Annotated in this window: 21 protein-coding genes; 11 read left to right on the top strand and 10 right to left on the bottom strand. The window is 67.9% G+C overall.

Features of this window, described 5'->3' with window-relative positions:
- The first annotated feature begins 39 nt into the window (after positions 1 to 39).
- Positions 40 to 1,110 carry a (3aS,4S,5R,7aS)-5-hydroxy-7a-methyl-1-oxo-octahydro-1H-indene-4-carboxyl-CoA dehydrogenase gene (ipdC, locus tag ACJH5R_RS19140; protein WP_406782588.1) on the top strand — a complete coding sequence of 357 codons (1,071 nt, stop codon included), beginning with the start codon at positions 40 to 42 and terminating at the stop codon, positions 1,108 to 1,110.
- A 15-nt stretch (positions 1,111 to 1,125) separates the two neighbouring features.
- On the opposite strand, the gene ACJH5R_RS19135 is transcribed toward ipdC, so the two are convergent.
- From ACJH5R_RS19135 to ACJH5R_RS19125, 3 genes are all read right to left on the bottom strand, one after another.
- On the bottom strand, positions 1,126 to 2,043 hold the full coding sequence (locus ACJH5R_RS19135) for an endonuclease domain-containing protein (protein WP_406759738.1): 918 nt from the start codon (positions 2,041 to 2,043) through the stop codon (positions 1,126 to 1,128).
- A gap of 126 nt (positions 2,044 to 2,169) precedes the next feature.
- Entirely contained in the window at positions 2,170 to 2,559 is a 390-nt protein-coding gene (locus tag ACJH5R_RS19130; RefSeq protein WP_406759737.1) for a VOC family protein, read from the bottom strand.
- A 44-nt stretch (positions 2,560 to 2,603) separates the two neighbouring features.
- Complete coding sequence (locus tag ACJH5R_RS19125) at positions 2,604 to 3,290, bottom strand: DUF899 domain-containing protein (protein ID WP_406759736.1); 687 nt, start codon at positions 3,288 to 3,290, stop codon at positions 2,604 to 2,606.
- A gap of 86 nt (positions 3,291 to 3,376) precedes the next feature.
- Between ACJH5R_RS19125 and ACJH5R_RS19120 the strand changes: the two genes are divergently transcribed.
- Positions 3,377 to 3,982 (top strand): TetR/AcrR family transcriptional regulator, encoded by a 606-nt coding sequence (locus ACJH5R_RS19120; RefSeq protein ID WP_406759735.1) that lies wholly within the window; start codon positions 3,377 to 3,379, stop codon positions 3,980 to 3,982.
- Positions 3,983 to 4,000: 18 nt separating this feature from the next.
- Here the strand turns inward: ACJH5R_RS19120 and ACJH5R_RS19115 are convergent, their stop codons facing one another.
- The 5 genes from ACJH5R_RS19115 to ipdE1 are packed head-to-tail and all read right to left on the bottom strand — an operon-like array spanning position 4,001 to position 8,377.
- A complete protein-coding gene (locus ACJH5R_RS19115) occupies positions 4,001 to 4,666 on the bottom strand; it encodes a TetR/AcrR family transcriptional regulator (RefSeq protein WP_406759734.1) in 666 nt (221 codons plus the stop codon).
- A gap of 11 nt (positions 4,667 to 4,677) precedes the next feature.
- Positions 4,678 to 5,844 (bottom strand): steroid 3-ketoacyl-CoA thiolase FadA6, encoded by a 1,167-nt coding sequence (fadA6, locus tag ACJH5R_RS19110; RefSeq protein ID WP_406759733.1) that lies wholly within the window; start codon positions 5,842 to 5,844, stop codon positions 4,678 to 4,680.
- A gap of 1 nt (position 5,845) precedes the next feature.
- The gene (gene kstR2 / locus ACJH5R_RS19105; protein ID WP_406759732.1) at positions 5,846 to 6,424 is read right to left on the bottom strand and encodes a TetR family transcriptional regulator KstR2; all 579 of its coding nucleotides are present in this window, start codon (positions 6,422 to 6,424) and stop codon (positions 5,846 to 5,848) included.
- Between the two features lie 4 nt (positions 6,425 to 6,428).
- Positions 6,429 to 7,232, bottom strand: a complete 804-nt coding sequence (gene ipdF, locus ACJH5R_RS19100) for a (5R,7aS)-5-hydroxy-7a-methyl-1-oxo-2,3,5,6,7,7a-hexahydro-1H-indene-carboxyl-CoA reductase (protein WP_406759731.1) — start codon at positions 7,230 to 7,232, stop codon at positions 6,429 to 6,431.
- Positions 7,229 to 8,377 (bottom strand): acyl-CoA dehydrogenase IpdE1, encoded by a 1,149-nt coding sequence (gene ipdE1 / locus ACJH5R_RS19095; RefSeq protein ID WP_406759730.1) that lies wholly within the window; start codon positions 8,375 to 8,377, stop codon positions 7,229 to 7,231. Before ipdE1 ends, ipdF begins: the two co-directional genes overlap by 4 nt.
- A 106-nt stretch (positions 8,378 to 8,483) precedes the next feature.
- Between ipdE1 and fadD3 the strand changes: the two genes are divergently transcribed.
- The 9 genes from fadD3 to ACJH5R_RS19050 all read left to right on the top strand — a co-directional run bounded on the left by fadD3 (position 8,484) and on the right by ACJH5R_RS19050 (position 18,226).
- The gene (gene fadD3 / locus ACJH5R_RS19090) at positions 8,484 to 10,028 is read left to right on the top strand and encodes a 3-((3aS,4S,7aS)-7a-methyl-1,5-dioxo-octahydro-1H-inden-4-yl)propanoate--CoA ligase FadD3 (protein WP_406759729.1); all 1,545 of its coding nucleotides are present in this window, start codon (positions 8,484 to 8,486) and stop codon (positions 10,026 to 10,028) included.
- A complete protein-coding gene (locus ACJH5R_RS19085) occupies positions 10,029 to 11,162 on the top strand; it encodes an acyl-CoA dehydrogenase family protein (protein ID WP_406759728.1) in 1,134 nt (377 codons plus the stop codon). It begins immediately after the preceding gene.
- A complete protein-coding gene (locus ACJH5R_RS19080) occupies positions 11,159 to 12,124 on the top strand; it encodes an acyl-CoA dehydrogenase family protein (RefSeq protein WP_406759727.1) in 966 nt (321 codons plus the stop codon). The genes ACJH5R_RS19085 and ACJH5R_RS19080 overlap by 4 nt, the downstream gene beginning before the upstream one ends.
- Positions 12,125 to 13,072 carry an acyl-CoA dehydrogenase family protein gene (locus ACJH5R_RS19075; protein ID WP_406759726.1) on the top strand — a complete coding sequence of 316 codons (948 nt, stop codon included), beginning with the start codon at positions 12,125 to 12,127 and terminating at the stop codon, positions 13,070 to 13,072. It begins immediately after the preceding gene.
- A gap of 20 nt (positions 13,073 to 13,092) precedes the next feature.
- A complete protein-coding gene (locus ACJH5R_RS19070; protein WP_406759725.1) occupies positions 13,093 to 14,079 on the top strand; it encodes a linear amide C-N hydrolase in 987 nt (328 codons plus the stop codon).
- Between the two features lie 14 nt (positions 14,080 to 14,093).
- Positions 14,094 to 15,263, top strand: a complete 1,170-nt coding sequence (locus ACJH5R_RS19065) for an alpha/beta hydrolase family protein (RefSeq protein ID WP_406782587.1) — start codon at positions 14,094 to 14,096, stop codon at positions 15,261 to 15,263.
- Between the two features lie 5 nt (positions 15,264 to 15,268).
- Positions 15,269 to 16,444: a pyridoxal phosphate-dependent aminotransferase gene (locus ACJH5R_RS19060; protein WP_406782586.1), complete on the top strand. Its 1,176-nt coding sequence runs from the start codon at positions 15,269 to 15,271 to the stop codon at positions 16,442 to 16,444.
- A gap of 165 nt (positions 16,445 to 16,609) precedes the next feature.
- On the top strand, positions 16,610 to 16,942 hold the full coding sequence (locus tag ACJH5R_RS19055; RefSeq protein ID WP_406782585.1) for a heme-binding protein: 333 nt from the start codon (positions 16,610 to 16,612) through the stop codon (positions 16,940 to 16,942).
- A 9-nt stretch (positions 16,943 to 16,951) separates the two neighbouring features.
- Positions 16,952 to 18,226, top strand: coding sequence for a hypothetical protein (locus ACJH5R_RS19050; protein ID WP_406759721.1), 1,275 nt, complete (start codon positions 16,952 to 16,954; stop codon positions 18,224 to 18,226).
- Here ACJH5R_RS19050 and ACJH5R_RS19045 read toward each other — a convergent pair.
- Positions 18,221 to 18,691 (bottom strand): hypothetical protein, encoded by a 471-nt coding sequence (locus ACJH5R_RS19045; RefSeq protein WP_406759720.1) that lies wholly within the window; start codon positions 18,689 to 18,691, stop codon positions 18,221 to 18,223. The genes ACJH5R_RS19050 and ACJH5R_RS19045 overlap by 6 nt on opposite strands.
- Positions 18,692 to 18,787: 96 nt before the next feature.
- On the bottom strand, positions 18,788 to 19,339 hold the full coding sequence (hsaB, locus tag ACJH5R_RS19040; RefSeq protein WP_406759785.1) for a 3-hydroxy-9,10-secoandrosta-1,3,5(10)-triene-9,17-dione monooxygenase reductase subunit: 552 nt from the start codon (positions 19,337 to 19,339) through the stop codon (positions 18,788 to 18,790).
- Between the last annotated feature and the right edge of the window lie 14 nt (positions 19,340 to 19,353).

Here is a 19,353-nt window from a genome sequence, read left to right as displayed (position 1 = left end):
CCTCCTCATCGCTCCGCTCTGCATCGTCGGCGGTGGCCAATGAGCCGCATCAAGACCCCGCTGACCGAACTGGTCGGCATCGAACACCCGGTGGTGCAGACCGGGATGGGCTGGGTAGCCGGCGCCCGACTGGTCTCGGCCACCGCCAACGCCGGCGGACTGGGGATCCTGGCCTCGGCGACCATGACGATCGACGAGCTGGCCGCCGCGATCTCCAAGGTGAAGTCCGCCACCGACAAGCCGTTCGGCGTCAACATCCGCGCCGACGGTGCCGACGCCGGCGACCGAGTGGATCTGATGATCCGTGAGGGCGTCAAGGTCGCGTCGTTCGCGCTGGCCCCCAAGGCCGAGTTGATCGCCAAGCTCAAAGAGGCCGGCTCCGTGGTGATCCCGTCGGTCGGTGCGGCCAAGCACGCCAAGAAGGTGGCCTCGTGGGGCGCCGACGCGGTGATCGTGCAGGGCGGCGAGGGCGGTGGGCACACCGGCCCGGTCGCCACCACGCTGCTGCTGCCGTCAGTGCTCGACGCCGTCGCCGGTACCGATGTGCAGGTGATCGCCGCCGGCGGCTTCTTCGACGGCCGCGGCCTGGCCGCCGCGCTGTCCTACGGCGCGACCGGTGTCGCGATGGGCACCCGATTCCTGTTGACTTCCGACTCCACCGTTCCGGACGCAGTCAAGCAGCGCTACCTGGCCGCTGACCTGAGCGGCACCGTGGTCTCCACCCGCGTGGACGGCATGCCGCACCGCGTGCTGCGCACCGAGTTGGTGGAGAAGCTCGAAAGCGGCTCGCGGGCGCGCGGTTTCAGCGCGGCGATCGTCAATGCGGCCAAGTTCAAGAAGATGTCGGGCATGAGCTGGCCGGCGATGGTCCGCGACGGGCTGGCGATGCGGCACGGCAAGGAGCTGACCTGGTCGCAGGTGCTGATGGCCGGCAACACCCCGATGCTGCTCAAAGCCGGTCTGGTGGAAGGCAACACCGAAGCCGGTGTGCTGGCCTCAGGTCAGGTGGCGGGCATCCTGGACAGCCTGCCGTCCTGCGCCGAGTTGATCACCTCGATCGTCGACGAGGCCGTCGAGCACCTGAAGGCCGCCTCGTCCCACATCGTTTAACCCCGAGTGTGAATCTCACGACGCGACTCGCCGAGGCGTCGTCGCGAGATTCACACTCGCGCCGGTCCTCGCCCATCCTGCGGCGAGCATGGCGTCTTCAACCCGGCCGATGAGCGCGGCGCGACGGTATCGCAGCAGCTCGGCGCTTACCCGGATGATCACCCAGCCCAGGGCGGCCAGCGCCCAGTGTCGGTCGATATCGCGCTGCCGCTGAGCCGGATCCGTCCAGTGTTGCTCGCCGTCGTATTCGATACCGACCTTCAATTGCCGGTATCCCATATCGATCCGCGCCACGAATCCCCCGCACTCGTCATGCACCATCATCTGGGTCTCCGGGCGCGGCAGACCGGCGTCGATCAACGCCAACCGGGTGCGGCTCTCTTGCGGCGATTCCGCCCCGCTGTCCACCACCGGCAAGACCCGCCGCAGCCTGTTGAGCCCGCGCGCACCGGGGTGGTCGGCGACAACGCACTCGACTTCGTCGATTCCGAGACCGGTGGCGTTGGCCAACGCGTCGAGCCGCTGCACAGCCAGCAGCCTCGACGACGTTCGCCGTCCGATATCGAAAGCGGTACGCGCCGGGACGGTGACCGCGATCCCGGCGACGTTCGCCACCTCACCCGCTTTCAGCGTGTCGGTGTGCACCACGAGGTTGGCCGGCGGCCTGCGGTTGAGGTGCACCAACTCGGCCGCGAGCCTGGGACTGACCCACTTCGCGCCCAGCAGGGCCGCGGCCGAGTTGCCGGCTACCACTCCCTTGCGCCGCGACCATAGCCAGGCGGCCAGTGCCCGTTGCGACGCATCCAGCTCGATACCCCAGGGCGCGAAGACTCCGGGATAGACCGGTTCGTAGAGCCTCCGCATCGCCCGCTCGGGGATCGCCCTGTCGGCCAACGCTTCAGTACCCAGGAACGGCCAGTCCAATTCCGCCATGGTCGAAGCGTGCGGCCACCGACGAAAACGTGCCGACGACCATCCACAGCCTGCCGAGTGTGAATCTCACGACGCGACACGCTGGGAAGACGTCGTGAGATTCACACTCGGCGGGGCGGTGAAAGGCTAGGCCTCGACCACCATCAGGGTGTGCCCGGTCGGGTCGCGAAGCCAGAACATCGGCGGCACCGGGTCACCCATCCGGGCTACCTGGTCGTCCACGTCCACCCCGAGCTCACGGATCGCGGCGTGCGTGGCGTCGATGTCGTCGGTGGTGAGCGCGATGCCGGTGTCGGTCGGCTCGACCGGCCCGCTCTCCGGCGGGGGCGGAGCCAGCGCGATCCCGGTGTTGCCCTCGGGCGGGTAGACCTCCACCCAGCGGTAGCCATCACCCATGTCGATGTCGGTACGCTTTTCGAAGCCCAGGGACTCGTAGAACGCAACCGCCTTGTCCTGCTCGGGCGTCGGCACGCACACGAGGTTGATCGTCTTCAGGCCGATCTTGGCAGTGCTCATCATGCTCCTTCGGGGTTGGGATGGGTTGGGATGGGTTGGGGAAACTACGAATTGACGCCGTATAGCTGGGCGATCTCCGGCGAGCTGGCCCAGCGACCGTAGGTAGGACCCTGCGGCCAGCCGTCGGGCGAGTCCTGCCACTGCTCCTGACGCCCATAGGGCAACACGTCGATCAGCGGAAAGACGTGGCTGAGCTGCTCTACACCGCGGTGGTTGGTGTGCCAGGTTCGGTAGACCGCATCACCTTGGCGCAGAAAGACATTCACCCCGAACTGGCCGCCTGGAGGCACCCCGACGTCAGTCCCGAACGGGCTGTTGGCGGTGCTGTACCAGGGCATCTGATTGCCGACCCGCCGCTTGTAGGCGATCGCTTCGTCGATAGGCCCCTGCGTGACGATGACGAACCGCGCGTCATAGGCGTCGAGGAAGTCGAGCCGGGTGAACTGCGAGGTATAGCCGGTACACCCCGGGCACTGCCATTCCTGGCCCGGCGACCACATGTGGTGGTAGACGATCAGTTGACTCTTGCCCTCGAACACCTCGGGCAGGCGCACCGGTCCGCTCTCGCCTTCGAGCACATAGTCGTCCATGGCGACCATCGGCAGCCGCCGGCGCTGCGCGGCGATCGCGTCGAGTTCGCGGGTGGCCGCCTTCTCCCGGGCACGCAACGCGTCGAGTTCTCGTTGCCAGGTCTGGTGATCCACGACCGGCGGCGCCTTGAAACCCGTCATCGCTGAAAACCCCCATTGGTATGTGTACGGCGTCTACATTGGTTATGTTCACACCGTACACTTGGACCCGAGGGGGCTGTCAAGAGGTGACTGCGACGAAGACCGGTTATCACCATGGCGACCTGGGGGCGGCACTGATCGACGCCGGCCTACAGCTGACCCGCCTCGGCGGTCCCGAGGCTCTGACCGTCCGGGAGGCGACCCGGCGCGTCGGGGTCTCCCCCAACGCCGCATACCGCCACTTCGCCGACCGCGAGGCGCTGTTGAGAGCCGTCGCGATTGCCATCGGAGACCGCATGGCCGCACGCATGCTGCCATCGGTGGGCCGACGCGGCACCCCGGCGAACCGGGCGCGCAATCAGCTTCGTGCGGTCGGACTGGGCTACATCGGATTCGCGTTGGACGAGCCGGGATGGTTCACCGTGGCCTTCTTCGGTTCCGGTGTCACCTCGGTCGACGACGACGGAGTCCCACCACCGTTTCGCGCACTGGTCACCGCACTGGATGCGATGACGGAGGCCGGTGTGCTGCACGCGAACCGGCGTGCGGGCGCGGAGTGGCCGTGCTGGTCAGCCGTGCACGGATTCGCCGAACTGGCCCTGCGCGGGCCGCTGCGCGGTGCCCCCCGCCCCGACCTGGATGCGCTGGCAGGGCGAACGGTCGACGACATCATCGCCGGGCTGGTGGGGTGAGGCCGCGACCGCGCCGGTTCAGCTGGCTTGGGCGGGCAGATGGATCCCGTTACTGACCGTGATCAGGAACGTGGTGAGGTCGCGCGTGAGGTCGTCGATCGATCGCGGCGGGTCGGTCTGGTGCAAGAAATCAACGATGATCTCGAAGAGTCCCCCGACGGTGGCTACCGCCATCGCCCGGTAGTCGACGGTCTGGCCGGGTAGGGCCTTGCTGCGCCAGAACGACTCGATGAAGTTCGCGGCCCACTTGCGGTTCGCCCGCCGTTGCGCCTCGACCCGCGGCGAGATTCCGGTGCTTTCCCGGAACGCAACGACGGCCACTCGGGGGTCGACGACCAGCTCATGGGCGAACACCGTTAGGACACGGCGCACCGTCGCCTCTTCGGTCTCGTCGGGAGCACCGTGGAGCAACTCGTCCGAGACCCGCGCCTCGATGCGCTCGCCGATCTCGTTCATCAGCGCCAGGTAACAGTCTTCCTTGCTGTCGAATAGCTCGTAGAACGCCTTGTTGCCCACGTAGGCGGTTTGGCAGATCTGCTCGATCGAGGTGTTGACGTAACCGTCTCGGGCAAACAATTCGAACGCTGCGGTCAAGAGTTGCTCGCGGCGCTGAGCTCGACGCTGATCAGCGTCAAGCCCGCGAATCCGGCGCCCCCCTGGTGCCGTCGGAGTCGGTGTTTCCATAAGGCCCGATTTTAGCTGCCAAGGCGCTCGATGATCGTGACGTTAGCGGTGCCCCCGCCTTCGCACATCGTCTGCAAACCGTACCGGCCGCCGGTGCGCTCCAGTTCGTTGAGCATGGTGGTGAACAATTTGGCCCCGGTCGCCCCGAGCGGGTGGCCCAGCGCGATCGCTCCGCCGTTGGGGTTGACCTTGGCCGGGTCGATCGGGAATTCCTTCATCCAGGCCTGCACCACCGGCGCAAACGCCTCGTTGATCTCCACGACGTCGATGTCGTCGATGCTCAGGCCGGTCTTCTCCAGCGCGTAGCGGGTGGCCGGAATCGGGCCGGTCAGCATGATCACCGGGTCGTCGCCACGGGCACTGATGTGGTGGATGCGGGCGCGCGGCTTGAGACCGTGCGCCTGCACTGCGCTTTCCGAGGCGAGCAGTACCGCAGCCGACCCGTCGCAGATCTGGCTGGAGAGCGCGGCGGTCAGCCGGCCACCCTCGACCAGCGTCTTGAGACCGGCCATCTTCTCCAGCGTGGACTCGCGCGGGCACTCGTCCACCCGGAAACCGTCGACGTCGATGATCTCGTTGTCGAAACGGCCCTCGGCGATCGCGGTGAACGCCCGCTGGTGGCTCTGCAGCGCGAAGCGCTCCATGTCCTCGCGGGAGATGTCCCAGCGCTCGGCGATCATCTCGGCGCCGCGGAACTGCGAGACCTCCTCGTCGCCGTAGCGTTCCAGCCACTTCTTCGACTCGTTGGTCGGCGAGGTGAAGCCGAACTGCTCACCGACGACCATCGCCGACGAAATCGGGATCCAGCTCATGTTCTGCATCCCGCCGGCCACAATCAGGTCCGCGGTGCGCGACATGATCGCCTGCGCACCGAACGAGATGGCCTGCTGGGACGAACCGCACTGCCGGTCAACGGTGACGCCCGGCACCCCTTCCGGGAAGCCGGCTGCCAGCCACGCCAGCCGGCCGATGTTGCCGGCCTGGCCGCCGACAGCGTCCACGCAGCCGGCGATCACATCGTCGATGGCGGCCGGGTCGACGTCGACTCGGTCCAGCAGGCCGCGAAAGGCCAACGCGCCCAAGTCGATCGGGTGGATACCGGCCAGCGACCCATTGCGCTTGCCGACGGCGGTACGAACGGCGTCGATGACATACGCCTGCGAAACTTGTGCGGCCATTTCAGACTCCTTCTTTGGTGATACCACCCAGCACGATGGCGAGGTATTGTCTGCCGACTTGTTCGGCGGTCAGTGGACCACCGGGTTGGTACCAACGCACCGATACCCAGGTGGTGTCGCGGATGAAGCGATAGACCAGGTCGACGTCGAGGTCGGGGCGGAAGATTCCCGCTTCAATGCCCTGCTGCAGCACGTCAAGCCACATCTTACGTTGCTGCCGGTTGCGTTCCTCGACGTAGGAGAACCGCTCGTGAGATGACAACCGCTTGGCTTCGTCCTGGTAGATGACGACTTGGGCGTGCCGATGCTCGATCGCGTCGAAGGAGGCCAAGAACAGTCCCTTGAGGCGCGCCAGCGGATCCGTTTCGCTGTCGACGATCTGCTGATACCGGGCGAACAACCAGTCCAGGAAGTCGCGCAGCACCTCGTCGACCATCTCCTCTTTGGAGGAGAAGTGGTGGTACAGACTGCCGGACAAGATCCCAGCGGCGTCGGCGATGTCGCGCACAGTCGTGGCACGCAGGCCACGCTCGGCGATCATCGCCGCCGCCAGGTTCAGGAGTTCGTCACGGCGCGTCATGGCATCAGGCGCGCTGGCTGGAAACCGAGATGACCTCGCCGGTCAGGTAGCTGGAGTAGTCACTCGCCAAGAACGCGATGGTGGTGGCGATCTCCCACGGCTCGGCGGCCCGGCCGAACGCCTCGTCGTCGGCAAGCCGGTCCAGCAGTTCGGACGAGCTGGTCTTCTCCAGGAACTTGTGCCGGGCGATCGACGGCGAGACGGCGTTGATCCGTACCCCGTACTCGACGGCCTCGATCGCGCTGCACCGGGTCAGGGCCATCACGCCGGCCTTGGCCGCGGCGTAATGCGACTGCGAATGCTGTGCACGCCAACCCAATACGCTGGCGTTGTTGACGATCACCCCGCCGTGCGGGGCGTCGCGGAAGTAGCGCAGCGCCGCCCGGGTCGCCCGCATCACCGAGGTGAGCGTCACGTTGAGCACGCGGTCCCACTCGTCGTCGGTCATGTCGATGACCGGGGTCTGCCCGCCGAGTCCGGCGTTGTTGACCAGCACGTCGAGACGGCCCATCTTCGCCACGGCCTCGTCGAACAGCGCGTCGACCGCTGCGGTGGAGGTGACATCGCAGACCACCGCCTCCACCCGGCCCAGCCCGAGGCCGGCCAGTTCGTCGCGGGTCTCGCCGAGGCGGCGTTCGTGGTAGTCGGAGACCACCACGTCCGCGCCTTCGAGCAGCGCACGCCGCGCGGTGGTGGAGCCGATCCCGGTGCCCGCGGCGGCGGTCACCAGGACCGTCTTGCCCGCCAATAGGCCGTGCCCGGCGATCTCTTCCGGCGTCTTGGACAGATCCTTGGACGTCGAGCTCATCCCTTTGCCTCCCGGGGTAGGCCGAGAACCCGCTCGGCGATGATGTTGCGCTGAATCTCGTTCGACCCGCCGTAGATGGTGTCCGAGCGGGTGAACAGGTAGAGCCGCTGCCACTCGTCGAATTCGCCCTCGTGCAGCACCAGCGAGTCGCGCCCGATCACGTCCATCGCCAGCTCGCCCAGGTCACGGTGCCAGTTGGCCCACAACAGTTTCGATACGTTGTCCTGGCCGGGCTGCTCGACGTCCATGGTGGCCATCGCATACGACCGCATCGCCCGCAGGCCGACCCAGGACCGGGTCAACCGCTCACGGATCAGCGGGTCTTCGGCGGCCCCGTTGCGCGCCGCGAGCTCAGCCAGCGAAGACAGCTCACGGGCGTAACGGATCTGCTGGCCCAGTGTCGACACGCCACGCTCGAAGGTGAGCGTGCCCATCGCGACCTTCCAGCCGTCACCGGGCTCACCGACCACCAGGTCCGCGTCGGTGCGCGCGTCGTCGAAGAACACCTCGTTGAACTCCGAGGTGCCGGTGAGCTGCACGATCGGCCGGATCTCGACGCCGGGCTGGTCCAGCGGCACCAACAGGTACGACAGCCCGTTGTGCCGCTTGGAGCCCTTCTCGGTGCGGGCCACCACGAAGCACCACTGCGACAGGTGCGCCAGGGACGTCCAGACCTTCTGGCCATTAATCACCCACGCATCGCCGTCGAGCACCGCGGTGGTGGCCACATTGGCCAGGTCACTGCCGGCACCGGGCTCGGAGTAGCCCTGGCACCACAGCTCGGTGACATTGCGGATGCCGGGCAGGAACCGTTGCTGCTGCTCGGGCGTACCGAAGGCGATCAGGGTCGGGCCCAGCAGCTCTTCGCCCAGGTGATTGACCTTGTCGGGCGCGTCGGCTTTGGCGTACTCCTCATAGAACGCCACCCGGTGCGCCACCGACAGGCCGCGCCCGCCGTGTTCCACCGGCCAGCCCAGACAGGTCAGGCCGGCGTCGGCCAGATGGCGGTTCCACGCCATCCGCTCCTCGAACGCCTCATGCTCCCGCCCCGGGCCGCCGAGGCCCTTGAGCTCGGCGAACTCCCCGACCAGGTTGTCGGCCAGCCATGCACGGACCTCAGCCCGGAACTCCTCGACTGCTTGCACCCTTGTAGGCTAACCTACCAAGCACTTGCTCGGCTACGAGCCGTCGAGCCCCGGGAGCCCGCGCTGACGGCGATGCAGAGTTCAGCGACGGGGAGGAGCAGCGCCTATGAGTACAGAACCGCAGACCACACCTGCGGCCCTGGACCACATCGCGCGTGCGCTTCCCGACCATGACGCCCTGGTCACCGAGGACAAACGCTTCACCTACGCCGGCCTGCGCGATGAAGTGCGACGGGCCGCCGCGGCCCTGATCGCCCTGGGCGTGGAGCCCGGCGACCGGGTTGCGCTGTGGTCGCCCAACACCTGGCATTGGGTGATCACCTGCCTGGGCACCCATTACGCCGGCGGGGTGCTGGTGCCTTTGAACACCCGCTACACCGCGCCAGAGGCCGCCGACATCCTGTCCCGCAGCCAGGCCAAGGTGCTGGTCGGCATGGGCCGCTTCCTCAAGACCGACCGGCTCACCGAACTGGACCGGGACCAACTGCCCGATCTGCAGCACGTCATCCGGATTCCGGTGGATGTCGCCGACGGAACCTGGGACGAGTTCATCGCCGCCGGGGCCGCGGTGCCGGCCGCCGACGTCGACGCCCGTGCCGCCGCCGTCGGACCTGACGATCTCTCCGACATCCTGTTCACCTCCGGGACCACCGGCCGCAGCAAAGGCGTGCTCTGCGCACACCGCCAGTCGCTGGCCGGCCCGGCGGCTTGGGCCCAGTGCGGCCAGATGACCGAGCAGGACCGCTACCTGTGCATCAATCCGTTCTTTCACAACTTCGGCTACAAGGCCGGCATCCTGGCCTGCCTGCAGACCGGGGCCACGCTGATCCCGCAGCTCACCTTCGACCCGGCCGGCGCGTTGCGCGCAATCGAATCCCACCGGATCACCGTGCTGCCCGGACCGCCCACCATCTACCAGACCCTGCTGGATCACCCCGAGCGTGACCAACACGATCTGAGCTCGCTGCGGTTCGCGGTCACCGGAGCGGCCACCGTCCCGGTGGTGCTGATCGAGCGGATGCAGACCGAACTGGACATCGACATCGTGCTCACCGCTTACGGGCTGACCGAATCCGGCGGGTTCGGCACCATGTGCCGCGCCGATGACGACGCCGTCACCGTCGCCACCACCTGCGGGCGTCCGATCGGCGACTTCGAGCTGCGGCTGGAAAGCACCGGCGGCGCTTCGGATTCCGGCGAAGTACTGCTGCGCAGCGCCAACATCATGATCGGCTATCTCGATGATCCGGAGGCCACCGCCGCGGCGATCGACGAGCAAGGCTGGCTGCACACCGGCGACATCGGGACCGTGGACGCCGCCGGGAACCTGCGAATCACCGACCGGCTCAAGGACATGTACATCTCCGGCGGCTTCAATGTCTATCCGGCCGAGATCGAGCAGGTCCTGGCCCGCCTCGACGGCGTGGCCGACGTGGCGGTGATCGGCGTGCCCGATGAACGGATGGGCGAAGTGGGCCGCGCCTTCATCGTGCGCCGGGCCGGGTCGACTCTGGACGAGCAAGCGGTGATCGCTTACGCCCGTGAACATTTGGCGAACTTCAAGGCACCGCGATCGGTGACCTTCACCGACTCCCTACCGCGCAATCCCGGCGGCAAGGTGGTCAAGCATGAATTGAGAGAGTGGGCCTAGATGGACCTGAATATTGATGCAGAGGTCGAGGAGTTCCGTTTGGAGGTCCGCGACTTCCTGGCCGCGAACTCCGACAAGTTCCCGACTGAGTCCTATGACACCGCCGAGGGTTTCGAGCAGCACCGTCGCTGGGACAAGGTGCTCTTCGACGCCGGCCTGTCGGTGATCGCCTGGCCGAAGAAGTACGGCGGGCGCGACGCCAGCATGCTGCAGTGGGTGGTGTACGAGGAGGAGTACTTCCGCTCCGGTGCGCCCGGCCGGGCCAGCGCCAACGGCACCTCGATGCTGGCGCCGACGCTGTTCGCGCACGGCACGCAAGAGCAGCTGGACCGGGTGTTGCCGAAGATGGCCAGCGGCGAAGAGATCTGGGCGCAGGCGTGGTCGGAGCCGGAGTCCGGCAGTGACCTGGCTTCGCTGCGTTCGACGGCCACCAAGGTCGACGGTGGCTGGAAGCTCAACGGGCAGAAGATCTGGAGCTCACGCGCCCCGTTCGGTGAGCGCGGCTTCGGGCTGTTCCGCTCCGACCCCGAGGCCCAGCGCCACCACGGCCTGACCTACTTCATGTTCGACCTCAAGGCCGACGGGATCACCGTGCGTGCCATCGAACAGCTCGGCGGTGAGACCGGCTTCGGCGAAATCTTCCTCGACGATGTCTTCGTGCCGGACAACGACGTGATCGGTGTGCCCAACGAAGGCTGGCGCGCGGCGATGAGTACGTCGAGCAACGAGCGCGGCATGAGCCTGCGCAGCCCGGCCCGATTCGTGGTGGGCGCCGAGAAGCTGGCGGCCATGTGGAAGCAGCACGGCAGCGATCCGGTGTTCACCGACCGCGTCGCCGACGCCTGGATCAACGCGCAGGCCTACCGGTTGCAGACGTTCGGCACCGTGACCCGGCTGGCTGCCGGCGGCGAACTGGGCGCGGAGTCCTCGGTGACCAAGGTGTTCTGGTCCGACCTCGACGTTGCCCTACACCAGACCGGCCTGGACATCCGCGGCGCCGACGGCGAACTCGCCGACGCCTGGACCCACGGCTACCTGTTCTCGCTCGGCGGCCCGATCTACGCCGGCACCAACGAGATTCAGCGCAATATCATCGCCGAGCGGCTGCTGGGCCTGCCCCGGGAGAAGAAATGAAATTCGATCTAGACCAAGAGCAGCGCGACTTTGCGGCCAGCATCGACGCGGCCCTGGGTGCCGCCGACGTGCCCGGCGCGGTGCGCGCCTGGTCGCAGGGCGACGCCGAGCGGGGTCGTCAGGTGTGGAATCAGCTGGCCGAGCTGGGCGTGACTGCGCTGGCGGTGCCGGAGGAGTTCGACGGCATCGGCGCCCATCCCGTCGACGTGGTGCTGGCCATCGAGGCGCTCGGCCGCTGGTGCGTGCCCGGCCCGGTGGTGGAGTCCATTGCGGTGGCGCCAATCCTGCTGGCCGGCTCGCCCGATGCCGGCACGCAGCTGGCCGGCCTCGCCGCCGGTGAGCTGATCGCGACTGCGGCACTGCCGCCGCGCACCCCGCGGGCCCTGGATGCACAGATCGCCGACCTTGTTCTGCTGGCCGAGAACGGGACGGCGTCGATCGCCCAGGCCGGTACCCGTCACGCCTCGGTGGACCCCAGCCGGGCGCTTTTCGATGTCACCGCCAACGGAGCGGCCTGGGACACCGACACCGCCCGCGCCTACGAGATGGGCGCCCTGGCCACCGCCGCGCAGCTGATCGGCGCCGGGCAGGCGATGCTGAACACCGCCGTCGACTACGCCAAGCAGCGCACCCAGTTCGGCCGCGTGATCGGCGGCTACCAAGCCATCAAGCACAAGCTGGCCGACGTGCACATCGCGCTCGAGCTGGCCCGCCCGCTGGTGTACGGGGCAGCGCTTTCGTTCGCCGACAACTCTTCCGATACTGCCCGCGACGTCAGCGCCGCCAAGGTGGCCGCATCCGACGCCGCCCTGCTGGCCGCGCATTCGGCGCTGCAGACCCACGGAGCCATCGGCTTCACCAGCGAGTGCGACCTGTCGCTGTGGCTACTGAGGGTGCAGGCCCTGCGTCCCGCGTGGGGAGATCCGACCGCGCACCGGCGTCGAGTGTTGGAGGCGATCTAAGTGGCCCGTAACGACGAACGCGACCTGCTGCGCCAGACCGTGGCCGCACTGGTCGACAAGCACGCCACACCCGAAGCCGTGCGCGTGGCGATGGAGTCCGAGCGCGGCTACGACGAATCCCTGTGGCAGCTGCTGTGCGAGCAGGTCGGCGCCGCCGCCCTGGTGGTGCCCGAGGAGCTCGGCGGCGCCGGCGGCGAACTGGGTGATGCCGCAGTCGTTCTCGAGGAGCTGGGCAAGGCCCTGGTGCCCACCCCGCTGCTGGGCACCATCCTGGCCGAGCTGGCACTGCTGGCCGCCCCCGAGCCCGACGCCGAAACGCTGGAACAGCTGGCGGAGGGCGGCGCGATCGGAGCGGTCGTCTTCGGTGACGACTACGCCGCCAACGGTGATATCGCGGATGTCGTCGTGGGCGCCCAAGACGGGCAACTGCAGCGCTGGACCGAATTCAGCACCGAGCCGGTGGCCACCATGGACCCCACCCGGCGCCTGGGCCGGATCACCCCCACCGCGACCGCAACCATCGGTGACGACCCGGGCATCGCGGACTACGCGGCGATCCTGCTGGCGGCCGAGCAGATCGGCGCCGCGACCCGCTGCCTGGAGCTCACCGTGGAGTACACGAAGAGCCGGGTGCAGTTCGGCCGGCCGATCGGCAGCTTCCAGGCGCTCAAGCACCGGATGGCCGACCTGTACGTAGCCGTGTCGGCCGCCCGCGCCGTCGTCGACGACGCGATCGCCGAGCCATCGGCGACCTCGGCTGCGCTGGCGCGCGTGGTCGCCAGCGAGGCATTCTCCAAGGTGGCCGGCGAGGCCGTGCAGCTGCACGGCGGTATCGCGATCACCTGGGAAAGCGACATCCAGCTGTACTTCAAACGCGCGCACGGCAGTTCACAGTTGTTCGGCCTGCCGGCACAACATCTTCTCCGGTTGCAGGCCGAGGTGCTGTAGCAGCCCCGTACGGTAGCCGCATGTGCACCCGACTGGTTTATCTCGGCCCGAACGGCAACATCATCACCGGGCGGTCCATGGACTGGAAGCTGGATCTGGCGACCAATCTGTGGTCGTTGCCGCGAGGCATCAAGCGCGACGGCCGGGCCGGGGCGAACTCCGCCACGTGGACCGCGAAGTACGGCAGTGTGGTGGCCACCGGCTACGACATCTGCACCACCGACGGTTTGAACGAAGCCGGGTTGTCCGCCAACCTGCTCTGGCTGGCCGAATCGGTGTATCCGCAATACGACGGCAGCCGGCCCGGCCTGTGCATCTCGGTCTGGGCGCAGTACGCCCTGGACAACTTCGCCACGGTCGCCGAAGCGGTCGCAGCGCTGAGCACCGAAGCGTTCCAGGTGGTCACCGACGGCGTACCCGGCGAGGACCGGCTGGCCACTCTGCACCTGTCACTGTCGGACGCCACCGGTGACAGTGCGATCGTGGAATACGTTGACGGCAAGCAGGTGATCCACCACGGGCGCCAGTACCAGGTGATGACGAACTCGCCGATCTTCGACCAGCAGCTCGCCGTGAACGCCTATTGGGAACAGCTTGGCGGCACCGTCATGCTGCCGGGCACCAATCGAGCCGCGGACCGGTTCGCGCGGGCTTCGTTCTACGTCAACGCGATTCCGAAGGCCGACGACATGAAGATCGCGCTCGCCTCGGTGCTCAGCGTGGTGCGCAACGTGTCGGTGCCGTTCGGCATCTCCACACCGGGCGAGCCGAATATCTCCTCGACCCGCTGGCGCACCGTCGCCCACCACACCCGCAAGCTGTACTGCTTCGAGTCGGCGCTGACGCCCAACGTGTTCTGGGTGGACCTGGCCAAGCTCGACTTCGCCGACGGCGCCGCGGTGCGCAAACTCGACCTCGGCTCCGACGACAGCAATATCTTCGCCGGTGAGACATCGGCGAACTTCGAAGTCGCCGAACCATTCACCTTCTTGGCCCTGAACACGTGAGCACACTTCGTCGCGTGGCCACCGCCTCGCTGTCGGTCGGGCTGGCCGCCCTGGTGCTGGCCGCATCGGCCACGGCTGAGCCGGGGCCGCAGTGGTCGGGACTGGATGCGCGCGCCTACGCCGGTGCCATTCCCGCCGACGGGGAGCTGATCACCTCGGCACCACTGGACCCGGCACTGTCGGTGACCGGCGCCGCCCAAGCATTCCGGATCCTGTACGCCACGCCCGACCAGCACGATCGACCCGCGGTGAGCACCGCAGCGGTCTTCGTGCCGCGCGGCGCGGCCCCGGCGGGGGGATGGCCGGTGATCGCGTGGGCGCACGGCACCGTCGGTCTCGGCGACGACTGCACCCCGTCGGCCCGGCCACGCAGCCCCCGCGACAACCAATACCTGTCGCACTGGCTCGACCAGGGCTATGTGGTGGTCGGCACCGATTACGTCGGGCTCGGTACTCCAGGCCTGATGAGCTATCTCAACAGTGCCACCGAAGCGCACTCGGTGATCGACTCCGTGCGAGCCGTCCACCAGCTGGACCTGCCGCTGTCCCCCAAGTGGGCGATCGTCGGGCAGTCCCAGGGCGGCGGTGCGGCGATCAACAGCGCCTGGTGGGCCGCCCGGCTCACCGCCGGCACCGGCCTGGACTATCGCGGCGTGGTGGCCACCGGGACCCCGGCCAACATCGAACGGCTGGTCATGGAGGCCGGCCCCGATCTGCCGCCGCAGTCGGTGCCACCGGCGGCGATCAGCTACACCTCGTACATCGTGGCTGCCCTGCGCGAAGCGCATCCCGAGATTCCCATCGACAGTGTGCTGACTCCCCGCGGGCACGAGCTGGCAGACCTGGCGGAAGCGGTGTGCAAACCGGAGCTGGATCAACAGGTGGCGGGAACGACGCTGAACGAGCTGTTCAGCGCACCGGTGAGTTCGCTGGACGGTATCGGCGCCGCGCTCGATCGCTTCATGGGCACCCCGACCGACGGGTATGACCGGCCGATTTTTCTCGGACACGGCCTGCGCGACACCGACGTGCCGCCCCGGTCCAGTCAGACGCTGTACGAGCAGCTGATCGCCAACCACCAGAATGTCGAGCTGCACATCTATCCCGACCAGGACCATTCGGGCACGGTGCTCGCCTCGATGCCGGACTCCACCCGGTTCCTCCAGCAACTGATGACAGGGTGAATCGCATGACCAACCAGCTCGACCGCACGGCGCTGCGCGCCGGCATTCCACCGTTCCACGTGATGGACGTCTGGCTGGCCGCCGCCGAACGCCAGCGCAGCCATGGCGATCTGGTGAACCTGTCGGCCGGCCAGCCCAGCGTGGGCGCACCCGAGCCGGTGCGCGCTGCCGCTGCGGCGGCCCTGCAGGCCAACGAACTGGGCTACACCGTCGCACTGGGCATCCCGGAGCTGCGCTCGGCCATCGCCGGCTCGTACGCCGACCGCTACGGCCTGGACGTCGAACCCGACGACGTGGTGGTGACCACCGGCTCGTCGGGCGGATTCCTGCTGGCATTTCTGGCCTGTTTCGACGCCGGCGACCGGGTGGCGATCGCCAGCCCCGGCTATCCCTGCTACCGCAACATCCTGACCGCGCTGGGCTGCGAGGTGGTCGAGATCCCCTGCGGGCCCGAGACCCGCTTCCAGCCCACCGCAGCCATGCTCGCCGAGATCGAAGGGCCGTTGGCCGGGGTGATCGTCGCCAGCCCGGCCAATCCGACCGGGACCGTCATGGAACCGGCGGAGCTGGCCGCGATCGCCGCCTGGTGCGACGCAGCCGGGGTGCGACTGATCAGCGATGAGGTGTACCACGGCCTGGTCTACGAGGGCGCTCCGCAGACCAGCTGTGCGTGGGAGACCTCCCGAAACGCGGTGGTGGCCAACAGCTTCTCGAAGTACTTTGCGATGACCGGCTGGCGATTGGGCTGGCTGCTGGTGCCGCCGGCATTGCGCCGGGCGGTGGACTGTCTGACCGGCAACTTCACCATCTGCCCCCCGGTACTGGCCCAGTACGCGGCGGTCGCCGCGTTCACCCCGGAATCCATCGCCGAATCCGATGGCCACCTGCGGCACTATGCCGCCAACCGGGAGCTGCTGCTGGGCGGCCTGCGGGGCATGGGCATCGAGAAGTTGGCGCCCACCGACGGGGCGTTCTACGTCTATGCCGACCTCGCAGAGCACACCGACGATTCACTGGGGTTCTGCGCCCGCCTGCTGGCCGACACCGGTCTTGCGCTGACGCCGGGAGTCGACTTCGACACCGAGCGCGGCAACACCTTCGTCCGTCTGTCGTTCGCCGGCCCCACCGCCGACATCGACGAAGCCCTGCGCCGGCTCCGCGGTTGGCTGCCGCTCCGGTAGGTTTACCTTCCGAGCTGGAAATACCTGATCGAAGGGACCACTGCTATGCGCATCACCACGACTTCTGGCCCTGCTCTCGCGGCGGTCCCAGCTTCGCCTCTCCTCCGTCGAGGCTCGCTGAACCGCCTGGCGCTCGGCGCCGCAGCCGTCGGCATCCTCGGGGCGGTGGCCGCATCCACGCTGACGACCAGCAACCCGGCCGATGCCGCACCCGGTGCCTGCACGGCTGCCGGGCTGTCCACCACTGCCAGCGGCGTCTTGGGCCAGGCCGGTGGATTCCTCAACGACCACCCGGAGACCAACGACGTGCTGACCGCCGCAGCCACCATGCCGGCGGATCAGGCCAAGTCCTCGGTGCAGGGCTACTTCATCAGCCACCTCGACCAGCTGGCAACCCTGCAGGGCATCGCCCAGCCGCTCACCGACCTCAAGAGCCAGTGCGGGATCGCGGTCTCCCCGACCCAGCTGGCCATGCTGCTGGAGACCGTCAGCAAGTAGGTCCGGGCCATGGCCCTGGCGATCAATGACCACGAACGGGCCGCGCTGGCGCAGGCGGCCGGTTTCGGGCTTTTCGCCGCAATCACCGGACGCCGGTCGCGGCGGTTCCCCGTGGGCGGCGCCATTCCCGCCGGTGCGCTGGCCTACACCAGCCGCCGTCCGGTACAGCCGTTGTCGGAGGTCGAACGGGCGCTGCTGCTGTCGCTGATGGCCGGCACCACCGGATGGCACGACGGCATCGCGCACCATCCCGGGTACGCCCCGGCGCTGCCGAACTACCCCGGCAGCGCCACCGGGCGGGCCATCCCGTCGGCGGCGGGTTTTCACACCAGCCAGCTGTTCTTCACCGACGACACCGGCTGCTACCTGCTGCCCACACGCGACCAGGCGCCACGGGAGTTCGACACCATCGAGGAGTGGATCGGCCACACCGCCGATTCGTATGTGCGGCTCTCGGATTCTCGCCTGGAACTGCCCGCCGAAGAGCCCTACATGGAGGGCCACAACACCTGGATCGGCAACCACCCGGGCAGTCTGCTGGCATTCAACGTGGCTGACCTGGCCGAACACCTGCTGGAGAATCTGTGGTTCTTCGCGGCCAACGGTTATCCGATCACCGATGACATCACTGGCCGCAACATCCCAGGCGTGCAAGCGTTTTCCGGTCTGGCGCATGCCGCCGACCCGATACCGCTGTCGTTCGTAGAGCAGTACACCCTGACCGAGGCCAGTGCCGAGTTGTCCATCGCGGCCCACAACGGGGCGCTGGGCCTGCAGGCGATGGGCTTGGGCGGCTGGATCTTCGACGGCCTGGACCGGTTGTCGGTCCTGGGCGGCTCCGGTGACCCGCGTGCACCCGGACTGGGATTCGTCGCCGACACCGATCCGCGCTGGCCGTTCCCGAATGTCACCGGCTTACCCGGCTACTTCGAGACGCTCAGTCCCCCGCATGTCACCTCGGTCGCCGAGGGTGTGCGCAAGCTGATGGTCCGCAAGTTCGGACCGGGCGGGCCGTCGCACCCCGAAACCCCGGGTCCGTGGTCGGACAGTCGGGCCGTGCGCGGTTCGGCACTGCCACCGGACGGCATCGCCGAACTGGTCACCTGCGAGGCGTCCTACATTTACGACACCTTCGGCAAACTGCCGGGCACCGTCCCGACCGTGCACGTGCTGATGTACCTGCAGGCCCAGCATCTGGACACCGATTTCTACGACGAGTTCTACTCCCCCGGTGCGTATCTGCGCACCCACGCCGAGCACCAGCGATGCTGGCACGGCTCATGACCGCCGGCGCGCTCCCCCGATGACGGTGTAGACCAGCCCCACCGCCAACAACGCGAACTTGGCCAGTGCCGCGCTACGGGCAAGCCGGGCGTTGGTGTCGACGCCGACGCCGTCGAGGGCTTTGAGCAATGCCACCCCCTCGATCGCATCGCCGGCCACCGCGCCGATCGGCAACAGCCGCAGTGCGATCGGATGACCATGGCGACTGCGGGCCCGCTCGATGAGCAACAGTGCCAAGGTTCCGTAGGTGAGCATGTAGCCGAAGTCGAGCCACAGCGACCAGCGCGCCCACCGACGGCCCTCGGATCCCCAGGCGGTCAGGATCTCCTGGACTCGCTCGGCATTGCCGGCCAGCTCAAACGGAATGATGCCGGGGCCACCCGTCTTGCGCATCCCGCGCTCCAGCACCAGCATCACCGCGGCGTAGGCGAGAGTCGCCACCGCCGACCAGCCAAGTCGCTTCACCCGGTGCATGGTAGGCACCAGCGCGCCCCGCGAGTGTGAATCTCACGACGCGACACGCCGCGTCGTCGTCGCCGGATTCACACTCGTGGCGAGGAATTACAGCCAGGTGTCGTCGGTGGTGGCGGTGAGGAACGCCTCCAGGTCGTCGCGCCAGTGCGCCGGAGTGGTCTTGTCCGGCTCGATGCCGGTGTAGTCGCCGCGGTAGAACAGCAGCGGCCGCGGCTTCACCTCCGGGATATCCGACAGCGACTGCACCGCGCCGAACACCACGAAGTGGTCGCCACCGTCGTGCACCGACGCCACCGTGCAGTCGATGTGGGCCAGCGATCCGGCCAGGATCGGCGACCCCAACGGGGACGGGCTCCAGTCCACGCCGGCGAATTTGTCCGGTTCGCGGGAGCCGAAGCGGGCGCAGACGTCCTTCTGCTCCTCGGCCAGGATGTTGACGCAGAACTTTCCGCTGGACTCGATGGCCAGCCAGGACCGCGACTGCTTGGTCGGGCAGAACAGCACCAGCGGCGGGTCCAGCGACAGCGCGGCGAACGACTGGCAGGCGAAACCGACCGGCACCTCGTCATCCACCGTGGTGATGATGGTGATGCCCGTGCAGAACTGGCCCAGTACGTTGCGGAACGCACGCGGGTCGATCGAGAGGTCGTCAG

Source organism: Mycobacterium sp. SMC-19, from assembly GCF_045310815.1.
Taxonomy (GTDB): domain Bacteria; phylum Actinomycetota; class Actinomycetes; order Mycobacteriales; family Mycobacteriaceae; genus Mycobacterium.
This window is presented reverse-complemented; position numbering and strand designations above follow the sequence as displayed.